Below are 12242 nucleotides of genomic sequence, written 5' to 3'. Positions count from 1 at the left end.
CAATCCTAAACCTTTGCCGCCATCTATTTGCTTTTAAAGCGCAAAAAAGCGACGGACACTGCGCAAAACGGCATCGGGTTTCTCTGCATGAACCCAGTGTCCCGCGCCTCCAATGACATGTGCCTGCGCGGCCGGGAACTGCTGCAGCAACTCATCGCGGTAGCGGTTGTCCAGATAGCTGGAGTCGCCGCCGCGAATAAACAGCGCCGGATGATCCCATGCCGGAACCGGCTGCCAGCCCGAAATCGTGGTGTAGTTATCCCACAGCACCGGGACGTTGAAGCGCCACTCGCCCGCCTGAAATGACTTCAGCAGGAACTGAATCACCCCTTCTTCATCGATAAGCGTATGCATAATCGTCGCCGCCTCACTACGCGAGGAGACGCCTGCGTCGGTTACAGCACGAATGCCGGCAAAAATCTCATCATGGCGGCGGGTCTGGTAGTCGACCGGAGCGATATCGATCATCACCAGCCGCTCAATGCGGTCCGGCACCAGCGCGCTCATGGTCATGGCGATCTTCCCGCCCATTGAGTGACCGATCACCGCGACGCGTTCAATGCCTTGCGCATCCAGCGTATCGACCATGTCCTGCGCCATTACAGCGTAGTTCATCTCGTCAGATCGTGGTGAGAGTCCGTGATTGCGGACATCAACCTGCAGCAGAGGCCCGGCATCTTTTAGCCCGCGCGCCAGCACGCCAAGGTTATCCAGACTGCCAAACAGGCCGTGGATTAACAGGATGGGCAGGGAATCACCAGGGGATTGTTCAGTTTGCAGACGGGCGTTCAAAATCATAGCAAAGTTCTTAAGTTTGAGACCTGTGCTTAGGTTATCATGGTTTCACCTTTTCAGGCGCGCCGGTTCCGGCGGCATTAGGACATATTCTGACTTTTGCCCGTAAACCGTTTGATTGCTAACAACCCGCCTGAATTTAACTTTATAATCCTGATGTTAGAACCCGCACATCCTTTGAATTGCCTGACTATACTCAGAGCTTTTCAGGAAACAGGTGGTTCTGTCATGAGAAAGAACCGTACGGAATAAGATGAAAACGATCGAAGTTGACGAAGAGCTCTACCGTTATATTGCCAGCCACACGCAACACATTGGTGAAAGCGCATCCGACATTCTGCGTCGTATGCTGAAGTTCACTGCCGGTCAGACTGCACCCGCTTCGCCTGCTCAGCCAGCCTCAAAAGAGGCAGCGAAAGAGTCTCAGCCTGCGTCCGTGGGTTCGCGCCCGCAGGATCGTGTCCGCGCGGTGCGTGAGCTGCTGCTCTCTGATGAATATGCGGAGCAGAAGCGGGCGGTGAATCGCTTTATGCTTATCTTGTCAACGCTCTATCGTCTTGATACTGCAGCTTTTGCTGAAGCTACTGCATCTCTGCAGGGCCGCACCCGCGTCTATTTTGCCGGTGATGAGCATACGCTGTTACAGAATGGCACCCATACTAAGCCGAAGCATGTGCCCGGCACGCCGTACTGGGTGATCACCAACACCAATACTGGTCGTAAATGCAGCATGGTCGAACACATCATGCTCTCGATGCAGTTCCCGGCGGAACTGACCGAGAAAGTTTGCGGCACCATTTAAAACTTAAGCGTCAGGGAGCAGCGCCAATGGCCAATCACCCACGTGCCGGGCAACCCGCCCAGCAGAGCGATTTGATTAACGTTGCACAATTAACGTCACAATATTATGTCCTGCAGCCCGATGTGGCGAACCCGGAACATGCGGTGAAATTTGGCACCTCTGGCCATCGCGGCAGTGCAGGGCGTCAGAGCTTCAACGAGATGCACATTCTGGCTATTGCTCAGGCGATTGCTGAAGAGCGCAAAAAGAACGGTATCACCGGGCCTTGCTACGTTGGTAAAGACACCCATGCGCTGTCAGAGCCGGCGATCCTGTCGGTGCTGGAAGTGCTGGCAGCGAACGGTGTTGATGTGATTGTGCAGCAGGACAATGGCTATACGCCGACCCCTGCAATCTCGAACGCTATTCTTGAGCACAACAAAGCGGGCGGCCCACTGGCTGACGGCATCGTTATCACGCCATCGCACAACCCACCGGAAGATGGCGGCATCAAGTACAACCCACCTAACGGCGGACCGGCTGATACCAACGTCACCAAAGTAGTGGAAGATCGCGCTAATCAGCTGATCAAAGATGGGCTGAAAGAGGTGAAACGTCTGCCACTGGAACAGGCGATGGCGAGTGGCCATGTGGTCGAGAAAGATCTGATCCAGCCGTACGTTGAAGGTCTGGCAGAGATTATCGACTTCCCGGCGATCCAGAAAGCGGGCCTGAAGCTGGGTGTTGATCCCCTTGGCGGTTCCGGTATTGCTTACTGGCAGCGTATTGCTGAGCACTACAAGCTGGATCTGACGCTGGTGAATGACGCGGTCGATCAGACCTTCCGCTTTATGCATCTGGATAAAGATGGCGTCGTGCGCATGGACTGCTCGTCTGAAAGCGCAATGGCAGGCCTGCTGGCCTATCGTGACAAGTTTGATCTGGCGTTCGGCAACGATCCCGATTATGACCGTCATGGCATTGTGACCCCGGCGGGTCTGATGAATCCAAACCACTATCTGGCGGTCGCGATTAACTATCTGTTCCAGCACCGTCCACAGTGGGGCCAGGATGTTGCCGTAGGTAAAACCCTGGTCTCCAGCGCGATGATCGACCGTGTCGTCAACGACATTGGCCGCAAGCTGGTGGAAGTGCCGGTTGGCTTTAAATGGTTTGTTGATGGTCTGTATGACGGCAGCTTTGGTTTCGGCGGTGAAGAGAGCGCGGGCGCGTCATTCCTGCGTTTCGACGGCACGCCATGGTCAACGGACAAAGATGGCATCATCATGTGTCTGCTGGCGGCTGAAATTACTGCCGTGACCGGTAAAAACCCGCAGCAGCACTATGATGAGCTGGCCGCGCGCTTCGGTGCACCAAGCTACAACCGTCTGCAGGCATCCGCCACTTCAGCGCAGAAAGCCGCGCTGTCGAAGCTGTCACCCGAGATGGTGAGCGCGGATACGCTGGCGGGTGATCCTATCACCGCGCGTCTGACTGCGGCACCGGGTAATGGTGCGTCAATCGGCGGTCTGAAAGTGATGACGGAGAATGGCTGGTTTGCTGCTCGTCCGTCAGGCACCGAGGACGCCTACAAAATCTACTGTGAAAGCTTCCTCGGCGCAGAACACCGCGCGCAGATTGAAAAAGAAGCGGTAGAGATTGTCAGCGAAGTGCTGAAAAACGCCTGATAAGTTGGGATGATAAAGAGGCGCATCGCGCGCCTCAGACTGATGACAAAATCACATCCGGGTAAATCTGGCAGCAACGGATTGACTCAATGCGAAGGGTACTGGGTCAGAAGAGGAAAGCGTCCCGCGCCAGGACGGCGCGGGCCGAGCATGCCATGGATGGCGGCTTTTGCGTCTTTCCGATCTGACCCTGTTCCCTGAGCAGGCTCGGCTTCACAGCGAACAAGCTTAAATTTTGTTAACAGCCTAAGGCGCCTCTGGCGCCTTTTTTTATGGCATAAAGCGATAGCCGATCCCGGTTTCGGTCAGCAGATGGACCGGTTGGGTCGGATTCGCTTCCAGCTTCTGGCGCAGATGTCCCATATAAATGCGCAGATAGTGGCTGTGCTCCACCGCATTGGGCCCCCAGACCTGGCTCAGCAGCTGCCGCTGCGTCAGCACCTTGCCGGCATTATTCAGCAGAATGCTCAACAGACGAAACTCAATCGGCGTGAGGTGAATCTCACTGCCGCCGCGCTGTACCCGGCGTGCGGCAAAATCGACGCTGACGTCGGCAAACTGAATTCTGGCTTCGGGCTGCTGACCACCATGACGTCGCAGTGCAACACGGACGCGCGCCAGCAGTTCGCCAATGCCAAAGGGTTTGGTCAGATAGTCATCCGCCCCGGCATCCAGTGCGGCGATCTTATCCTGTTCATCACTGCGCGCCGACAGCACAATCACCGGTATGGCGCTCCACTGGCGCAGATCACGGATAAAATCGGTGCCATCCCCATCCGGCAGGCCAAGATCGAGGATCACTAAATCAGGTTTACGGGTTGCCGCTTCAATCAGTCCGCGCTGCAGCGTATCGGCGTCAAACACCTTCAGATCTTCATTTTCCAGCGCCAGCCGGACAAAACGGCGGATCTCTTTTTCATCTTCAACGATCAAAACCGTGGTCACGCAATACCTGCCTTGAGTGAGAGCCGAAGCGCTACTTTATCAATATTTTATGCTGCCGTCCGCGCGCTTCATCTTTCGGGCATTCAAACCCTCTCGTAACCTGGCGGTAACTTATCTGTAACTAAATTACAGGTTAATTCTTAAACAGCAAAAATAGCGACAAATAAGTGGTCAGATGAGTAGTAAAATTACACAACCTGGCGTAAAGTTGAACACAGATCACATTCGCACACTTTAACTTACCGGGAGGAGAAACCATGTATCAGGCTTATCCACGTTATAAAATACTCGCGCGTCGTACGCTGGTGGTTCTTCTCGGCGTTCTGGCACTGCCTGTCATGCTGTTTCGACAGGATCGTGCACGCTTCTACAGTTACCTGCATCGCGTCTGGTGCAAGACCAGCGCAAAGCCGGTCTGGCTGGCGCAGTCTGAAGCGGGTGGTGGCGCATTCTGGTAATGAGCCCTGCCGCAGAACAGGCCTGGTCATCTGACCAGGCTTTTTTTTGCGTTTTTTCTGAGAATAAGCGGTCCGGAACCGCGTTTTCCCCCTTTATTCCTGACCATTTTGCGCTACACTTAAACCTCTACAAGATTTCGGAGGTTGTACAAGTATGAGCAAAAAAATCCCCGTTGGAATCAGTGCATGCCTGCTCGGCGATAGCGTGAGGTTTGATGGTGGCCATAAGCGTCTTACTTTTGCGACTGAGGATCTTACGCCATTTGTCCGCTTTGAACCGATCTGTCCTGAAATGGCGATTGGCTTGCCCACGCCGCGTCCGGCATTGCGTCTGGTAAAGCAGGGCGATGATGAGGTGCATCTTTGCTTCAGCAAAGACGGCGGCGAAGAAGTCACCGCTCAGATGCGTGACTGGTCTGCGGAGCGGGTAAAATCGCTGCATCATCTCTCCGGTTATATCCTGTGCGCCAAGTCGCCCAGCTGTGGGATGGAGCGCGTACGGGTCTACGAACCTGACAATAACAATAACCGCAAAGTGGGCACCGGCATTTTTGCTGAATTCCTGCAGCGCGAGATGCCCTGGCTGCCGCTGGAAGAGGATGGTCGTCTGCACGATCCCGCCCTGCGAGAAAACTTTATCGGCCGTATCTGCGCACTGCATGAATTTAATCAGATGTGGGAAAGCGGCCTGACCCGTCATGGACTGATCGCCTTTCACAGCCGCTACAAACTGATGATGCTGGCGCATTCGCAGGAGAAATATCGAGAGCTGGGACCCTTTGTTGCTTCGATGAGCCAGTGGGACTCGCTGGATGCCTTTGCCTTTGAGTACCGCAATCGCATGATGGAACTGATGTCACGTCCCGCCTCACGTCGTAATCACACCAATGTGCTGATGCATGTGCAGGGCTACTTCCGCCGCCAGCTAAGCTCACCGCAGCGTCAGGAGCTGGCAACGCTCATCGACCGCTATCGTCAGGGTACACAACCGTTACTGGTGCCCATTACCATTCTCAAGCACTACATGGCCGAGTTCCCGCATCCGTGGCTGGCACAGCAGCGCTATTTCGATCCCTATCCCGAAGCCTTGTGCTTACGCTACGGACAGTAATTCAGGAGGCGTATGACCACTCATCTGGTCTGGCTGCGTAATGATTTACGCATCAACGATAATCTGGCACTTCACGCCGCCTGTCGCGACAGCAAGGCAAAAGTGATTGCGCTCTTCCTTGCTACGCCGGAACAGTGGCAGCAGCATGACATGTCACCCAGGCAGGCGGCGTTTATTCACGCCAGTCTGGTGGAAGTACAGAACGCGCTGGCTGAGCGGGGCATTGCGCTGCACTATCAGGCGTGTCACGCCTTCAGCGACAGTATCGATGCGCTGGCCGAATTCTGTGACAAGCACCAGGTCGACCAGCTCTTCTATAACTATCAGTATGAAGTGAATGAGCGTCAGCGCGATGCGGAGGCGGAAAAGCGTCTCGATGACGCGGGCGTGATCTGCCAGGGCTTTGATGACAGCCTGTTGCTGCCACCTGGCAGTGTGCAGAGTGGCGATCGCTCAATGTATAAAGTCTTTACGCCGTTCAGCAAAGCCTTTGTCCGCCGTTTGCAGCAGAGTCTGCCGGAGTGCGTGCCTGCACCTAAGCCGCGCGACGGTGCGCCGCTGAAAACCACCCCAATCCCTGCGTTTGACTGTCCGACCGAAGCCTTTGATGAGGATCTGTTTCCGGCAGGTGAAGCGGCCGCCCTGAAGCGGTTACGTCATTTCGCCACTCAACCCATTATCGATTATCCCGCGAAGCGCGACCTTCCTGCGCTGGACGCTACCAGTCGCCTGTCGGTCTATCTGTCGACCGGCGTGCTGTCACCACGTCAGTGCCTGCATCGCGTGCTGCATGAACATCCCGATGCGCTGGACAACAGTCGCGCATTTACCTGGCTGAACGAGCTGATCTGGCGTGAGTTCTACCGTCATCTGCTGGTGGCCTATCCGGCACTGTGCCGGCACCAGCCATTTATTGACTGGACGCGTAACGTAGAATGGCAGCATGACGACGCGCATTTCGATGCCTGGAAAGCGGGAAAAACCGGCTATCCGATCGTCGATGCTGCAATGCGTCAGATGAAGGCGCTGGGCTGGATGCACAACCGTTTACGGATGATTACTGCCAGTTTCCTGGTCAAAGATCTGCTGATCGACTGGCGCGAAGGTGAACGCTATTTCATGCAGCAGCTGATTGATGGTGACCTGGCCGCAAACAATGGCGGCTGGCAGTGGGCGGCTTCCACCGGTACAGATTCAGCACCCTATTTCCGCATTTTTAACCCGACCACACAGGGCGAGCGCTTCGATGAGCAGGGCGAGTTTATCCGTCACTATCTGCCGGAGCTGGCGGACGTCCCTGACAGCCATATTCACCAGCCCCACGTCTGGGCGGAAAAGAACAACAGGAAACTCGATTATCCGGCACCAATCGTGGATCATAAGGCAGCCCGTAAAAAGACATTAGACGCCTTTGAGCGCGCCAAAAGCGCCGCCTGAGGCTTCGAAGGAGCCTGAATGAACCATTACGAACTAGAGACGCTGATCAATCAGCAACTCGACAGCCACAGCTTCAGCGACTATGCCCCCAACGGGTTGCAGGTTGAGGGACGCAGCGAAGTTAAAACGATTATCACCGGCGTGACGGCCTGTCAGGCCCTGCTGGATGAGGCGGTCGCACGTCAGGCCGATGCAATAATCGTCCATCATGGCTACTTCTGGAAAAGTGAACCGGCCGCGATTAAAGGCATGAAGCGCCGCCGTCTGCGGACGTTGCTGGCTAACGATATTAATCTCTATGGCTGGCACCTGCCGCTTGATGCGCATTCAGAACTGGGCAACAACGCCCAGCTGGCGAAACTGCTGGATATCGACGTACGTGGCGAAGTCATGCCGCTGGTGTTCTGGGGTGAGCTGGCTGAGCCGATCTCCGGTGAACAGCTGGCCCGCCGAATTGGCGATAAGCTGGGACGCGAACCGCTGCATTGCGGTGACAACGCGCCAGCACTGATCCGTCGCATCGCCTGGTGCAGCGGTGGCGGACAGGGCTTTATCGACCAGGCCGCCGCTGCGGGCGTTGATGCCTACATCACCGGTGAAGTCTCTGAACAGACCATTCACAGCGCACGCGAGCAGGGGGTGCATTTCTTTGCCGCAGGCCATCACGCCACCGAGCGTGGCGGCGTCAAAGCGCTGGGCGAGTGGCTGGCACAACACCACAACCTTGACGTGACCTTCATCGATATTCCTAATCCTGCCTGATCTCTCCCTTGTCCTGCGCGCCTGCGCAGGACCTAAAATCTGTTGACACATCCCTGCCACTTTCGCATAACTATTTGCTTTAAGTAGATAAGCCATCGGCTGATCCGGGCATCCGGTCAGGTCGGCCAGGCACGATCTCAATCAGGCGGGAGGTAGCTGTTGCAACGAGCACGGTGTTATTTATTGGGTGAACGCGCTGTCGTGCTGGAGCTGGAGCCGCCGGTCTCACTGGAGAGCCAGCAGCGTATCTGGGGACTGAACCAGCGACTGCAGTCGGATGCGGGCGTGCTGGAGGTCATTCCCGGCATGAACAATATCACCCTGATTCTGCGCGATCCCCAGCAGAGTGCGCTGGATGCGATAGAGCGGCTTCAGCGCTGGTGGGAAGAGAGTGAAGCGCAGTTGCCGGAATCGCGTCTGGTGGAGATCCCGGTGATCTATGGCGGCGAACATGGCCCCGATCTGGTGGTGGTGGCGGAACATGCCGCGCTGAAGCCCGGTCAGGTGGTTGAGCTGCACAGCAGCAGCGACTATGTGGTGTTTTTTGTCGGCTTTCAGCCGGGCTTTTCCTATCTGGGCGGTCTGGATCCGCGTCTGCACATTCCGCGCCGTGCGGAGCCGAGAGTTGCGGTACCGGCCGGATCGGTTGGCATCGGTGGCAGCCAGACGGGCGTCTATCCGCTGGCATCGCCCGGCGGCTGGCAGTTAATTGGCCAGACGCACACCGCGCTGTTTGATCCCCTGCAGCAACCGCCCACACTGCTCCGTCCCGGTGACAGGGTTCGCTTTGTGCCGCAACAGGAGGGCGTATGTTAAATATTCTTCGCGCCGGGCTGGCCGCCACCCTTCAGGATGCGGGCCGCTACGGCTGGCGTCAGTATGGCATCAGCCCCGGCGGCGTACTGGATCATCCCGCGATGTTCACCGCCAACGTGCTGGTGGGCAATGCGCCTGACAGCGCGGTGCTGGAGCTGGTGCTCGGCCAGTTCAAAGCGGAGTTTACCCGCGACGGCTGGTTCGCACTGACCGGCGCAGGCTGCCATGCGGAGCTGGACGGTAAGCCGGTCTGGACGGGCTGGCGCACGCCGGTAAAACGCGGCCAGGTCCTGTCGCTGGCGATGCCGCAGCGCGGCATGCGCAGCTATCTGGCAGTGCAGGGTGGTTTTGACATCCCTGCGGTGCTCGGCTCAGCCAGCACCGATCTGAAAGCAAAATTCGGCGGGTTTCACGGTCGCGCCTTACGGGATGGCGATCAGATCCCGCTGGGCAAACCGACGCGTCAGTTCGACCGCAAAGTCGGGGTACGGCAGCTGCTGTGGGGCAACCGCATCCGCGCACTGCCTGGTCCGGAGTATCACGAGTTCAGCCCCGACGCGCAGCAGGCGTTCTGGCGCACCGCATGGAAACTCAGTCCGCAAAGTAACCGGATGGGATACCGGCTTGAGGGACGTGAGCTTAAACGTGAAAGTCCGCGTGAGCTGCTGTCACACGGCGTGATGCCGGGTGTGATTCAGGTACCGCCGAACGGACAGCCTATCGTGCTGATGGCGGATGCCCAGACCACAGGCGGCTATCCGCGTATCGCCTCCGTCATCGAAGCCGATCTCTACCATCTGGCGCAAATCCGCCTGGGTGAGCCGATTCACTTTATTCACTGCACGCTGCCGGAAGCGATGCTGGCACGTCAGCATCAGCAACGCGCGCTGGACCAGATGAAATGGGGACTTCATGAAAATTGATTTAAACGCCGACCTGGGCGAAGGCTGTGCCAGCGATCAGGCGCTGCTTGAACTGGTGAGTTCCGCCAACATCGCCTGTGGCTTTCACGCAGGGGATGCGCAGACCATGCTGCAGTCGGTGCGCTGGGCGCAGGCATCCGGCGTTGCCATCGGCGCGCATCCTGCTTTCCCCGATCGGGAGAACTTTGGCCGCAGCGCCATGCAGCTGCCACCGGAAACGGTCTATGCCCAGATGATCTACCAGATTGGCGCGCTGAAAAGCCTGGCGGAAAGCGAAGGTGCGCGGCTGGTTCACGTTAAGCCGCACGGCATGCTCTATAACCAGGCCGCGGCTGATCCGGTGCTGGCAGACGCCATTGCCCGCGCCATCCGTGCCGTCGACAGCCAGCTGATTGTGGTGGGACTGGCGAACAGCGAATCGATACGTGCCGCATCGCACTATGGCTTACGCACACGGGAAGAGGTCTTTGCCGATCGTGGCTATCTCAGCAGCGGTGCGCTGGTGCTGCGCAGCCAGCCGGGCGCGCTGATTGACGATGAGCAGCAGGCTATCGATCAGACGCTGACGATGGTGCAGCAGGGCAAGGTAAAAAGTATCACGGGAGAATGGGTGGCAGTGAATGCGCAGACCGTCTGCTTACATGGCGACGGCGCGCACGCCCTGCAGTTTGCACAGCGGTTGCGTGATGCGTTTGCCGGACAGCAGATCCGTGTCACCAGCGCCTGAAAACACTACTTAGCCCGGCTTATGTCGGGTTTTTTAACTCTGGGGGAAATCCATGGAAAGTGCAGTGAATCTCTGGCCTTTACTGGGCATTGCCGCGATCGTCGTCGGCTTCGTATTACGTTTTAATCCGGTGCTGGTGGTGATCGTCGCCGGTTTTGTGACCGGTCTGGCGGCGATGATGCCGCTGGCGGACATTCTGGAAAAGCTCGGCGCGGGTTTTCTGAATACCCGTAACCTGCCGCTGATTCTGCTGCTGCCGCTGGCGGTCATTGGCCTGCTGGAGCGTCACGGGCTGAAGGAGCGCGCACAGGCGTGGATTGCTCAGATTAAAACGGCCACCGCCGGACGTCTGCTGATCGTCTACCTGTTCGTACGTGAAGTCACCGCCGCGCTGGGACTAACCAGCCTCGGCGGGCATCCGCAGATGGTACGTCCGTTGCTGGCCCCGATGGCAGAGGGCGCAACGGAAAACCGTTATGGTGAGATCACACCTGAGCTGCGTCATAAGCTGCGTGCCATGTCAGCAGCCACCGATAACGTCGGACTCTTCTTTGGTGAAGATATCTTCGTGGCATTTGGCGCGATTATCTTTATGCACAACTTCATGCAGGAGTCGGCCGGGATTCAGACCGAACCGCTGCACATTGCGTTATGGGGCATTCCGACCGCTATAGCCGCCTTCCTGATCCACTCGGCACGTCTGGTGCGACTCGATCGTCAGCTGGCGCGTGAGCTGCAGCTGCTGAACAACCAGGCGCTGAAAGCCAAAGGAGGTCAGTAATGTTCCAGCAACAATATCTGATGTGGCTGGCGGGCATTATCCTGCTGGTGGTGGCTATTCTCTCGTGGCGTGACAGTGCGAACCCACGCCGCTTTACCACCGGACTGTTCTGGGCCTTGTATGGCCTGGTGTTTCTGGTGGGTGACTGGACGACGAAGATGATGAGCAGTCTGATGGGCTCGGACGCGATGGGCACCCGAATGCTGCACATCACCATCGGTGTCATTGTGGTGGTAATGGCGCTGATTGCCGGTCTGGGTGGTGTCCGGCTGGGGCGCTATCATCAGCGCAGCGATGAAGAGAAGCAGGGCAGTGCGCTGCGTCTGCGCAACAAACTGTTTCTGCCTGCGCTGGCCATTCCGGTCGTGACCGTGGTCGGTGTGCTGGCGTTTAACCATATTCCCGGTCTGCAGGATGCCGTGTTCGGGCCGGGAAATCACGCCACGCTGGTGACACTTTTTTCAATGATGGTCGGCTGTGTCATTGGCTGGCTGGTGGCATTGAAACTGACCCATGAAAAACCGGTGCAGTCGATGCAGGAGACCCGTCGCCTGCTGGATTCGATTGGCTGGGCCTTTATCCTGCCGCAGATCCTCGCCACTCTCGGACTGCTGTTTACCAGCGCGGGCGTGGGCAGTGCCATTTCGCATCTGACCGAAACCTGGCTGGCGGTGGATAACCGGTTTATTGCGGTAACGGTCTATGCCGTCGGTATGGCGCTGTTAACGATGATCATGGGTAACGCGTTTGCGGCGTTTCCGATTATTACCGCAGGCGTCGGGATTCCGATTCTGGTGTTGCAGCATGGCGGAAATCCGGCAGTAATGGCGGCGATTGGTATGTTCTCCGGTTACTGCGGCACGCTGATGACGCCAATGGCGGCCAATTTCAATATTGTTCCGGCGGCGCTGCTGGAGCTGCCCGATCGTAACGCGGTCATCAAAGCTCAGATTCCGACCGGTGTGCTACTGTTAATCGTTAACATTTTCCTGCTCTATTTCCTGATGTTCCTGTGAGG

13 protein-coding genes are annotated in these 12242 nt (G+C 57.2%); 11 read left to right on the top strand and 2 right to left on the bottom strand.

Going from position 1 to position 12242, the window contains the following annotated elements; genetic code table 11:
• Window positions 1-33 precede the first annotated feature (33 nt).
• Window positions 34-798 (bottom strand): esterase, encoded by a 765-nt coding sequence (ybfF, locus tag EGO56_RS13805; protein WP_135909738.1) that lies wholly within the window; start codon window positions 796-798, stop codon window positions 34-36.
• Window positions 799-1048: 250 nt separating this feature from the next.
• On the opposite strand from ybfF, the gene seqA reads away from it, so the two are divergent.
• Together seqA and pgm are read left to right on the top strand one after the other, a co-directional pair.
• Complete coding sequence (seqA, locus tag EGO56_RS13800) at window positions 1049-1597, top strand: replication initiation negative regulator SeqA (protein ID WP_013357126.1); 549 nt, start codon at window positions 1049-1051, stop codon at window positions 1595-1597.
• 26 nt (window positions 1598-1623) lie between these two features.
• A complete protein-coding gene (pgm, locus tag EGO56_RS13795; protein WP_033731859.1) occupies window positions 1624-3264 on the top strand; it encodes a phosphoglucomutase (alpha-D-glucose-1,6-bisphosphate-dependent) in 1641 nt (546 codons plus the stop codon).
• 270 nt (window positions 3265-3534) lie between these two features.
• Here pgm and kdpE read toward each other — a convergent pair whose 3' ends face one another.
• On the bottom strand, window positions 3535-4209 hold the full coding sequence (kdpE, locus tag EGO56_RS13790; protein WP_135909736.1) for a two-component system response regulator KdpE: 675 nt from the start codon (window positions 4207-4209) through the stop codon (window positions 3535-3537).
• A 257-nt stretch (window positions 4210-4466) separates the two neighbouring features.
• Between kdpE and EGO56_RS13785 the strand changes: the two genes are divergently transcribed.
• The 9 genes from EGO56_RS13785 to EGO56_RS13745 all read left to right on the top strand — a co-directional run bounded on the left by EGO56_RS13785 (window position 4467) and on the right by EGO56_RS13745 (window position 12240).
• Window positions 4467-4667 carry a DUF2517 family protein gene (locus tag EGO56_RS13785; protein WP_013357130.1) on the top strand — a complete coding sequence of 67 codons (201 nt, stop codon included), beginning with the start codon at window positions 4467-4469 and terminating at the stop codon, window positions 4665-4667.
• A 154-nt stretch (window positions 4668-4821) separates the two neighbouring features.
• Entirely contained in the window at window positions 4822-5778 is a 957-nt protein-coding gene (locus tag EGO56_RS13780; protein ID WP_013357131.1) for a YbgA family protein, read from the top strand.
• Between the two features lie 12 nt (window positions 5779-5790).
• Window positions 5791-7215, top strand: a complete 1425-nt coding sequence (gene phrB / locus EGO56_RS13775) for a deoxyribodipyrimidine photo-lyase (protein ID WP_135909734.1) — start codon at window positions 5791-5793, stop codon at window positions 7213-7215.
• 18 nt (window positions 7216-7233) lie between these two features.
• Window positions 7234-7977: a type 2 GTP cyclohydrolase I gene (locus tag EGO56_RS13770; protein ID WP_135909733.1), complete on the top strand. Its 744-nt coding sequence runs from the start codon at window positions 7234-7236 to the stop codon at window positions 7975-7977.
• A gap of 159 nt (window positions 7978-8136) precedes the next feature.
• On the top strand, window positions 8137-8793 hold the full coding sequence (gene pxpB / locus EGO56_RS13765; RefSeq protein WP_135909731.1) for a 5-oxoprolinase subunit PxpB: 657 nt from the start codon (window positions 8137-8139) through the stop codon (window positions 8791-8793).
• The gene (pxpC, locus tag EGO56_RS13760) at window positions 8787-9716 is read left to right on the top strand and encodes a 5-oxoprolinase subunit PxpC (protein ID WP_135909729.1); all 930 of its coding nucleotides are present in this window, start codon (window positions 8787-8789) and stop codon (window positions 9714-9716) included. Before pxpB ends, pxpC begins: the two co-directional genes overlap by 7 nt.
• A complete protein-coding gene (pxpA, locus tag EGO56_RS13755; protein WP_135909727.1) occupies window positions 9706-10443 on the top strand; it encodes a 5-oxoprolinase subunit PxpA in 738 nt (245 codons plus the stop codon). Before pxpC ends, pxpA begins: the two co-directional genes overlap by 11 nt.
• Before the next feature lie 52 nt (window positions 10444-10495).
• Window positions 10496-11224 (top strand): DUF969 domain-containing protein, encoded by a 729-nt coding sequence (locus tag EGO56_RS13750; RefSeq protein WP_135909725.1) that lies wholly within the window; start codon window positions 10496-10498, stop codon window positions 11222-11224.
• Complete coding sequence (locus tag EGO56_RS13745) at window positions 11224-12240, top strand: DUF979 domain-containing protein (protein WP_135909723.1); 1017 nt, start codon at window positions 11224-11226, stop codon at window positions 12238-12240. Before EGO56_RS13750 ends, EGO56_RS13745 begins: the two co-directional genes overlap by 1 nt.
• The last annotated feature ends 2 nt before the right edge of the window (window positions 12241-12242 follow it).

Source organism: Pantoea vagans, assembly GCF_004792415.1.
Taxonomy (GTDB): Bacteria; Pseudomonadota; Gammaproteobacteria; order Enterobacterales; family Enterobacteriaceae; genus Pantoea; species Pantoea vagans.
The sequence above is the reverse complement of the archived record's forward strand: the minus strand, read 5'-3'. Positions and strand labels throughout refer to the sequence as shown.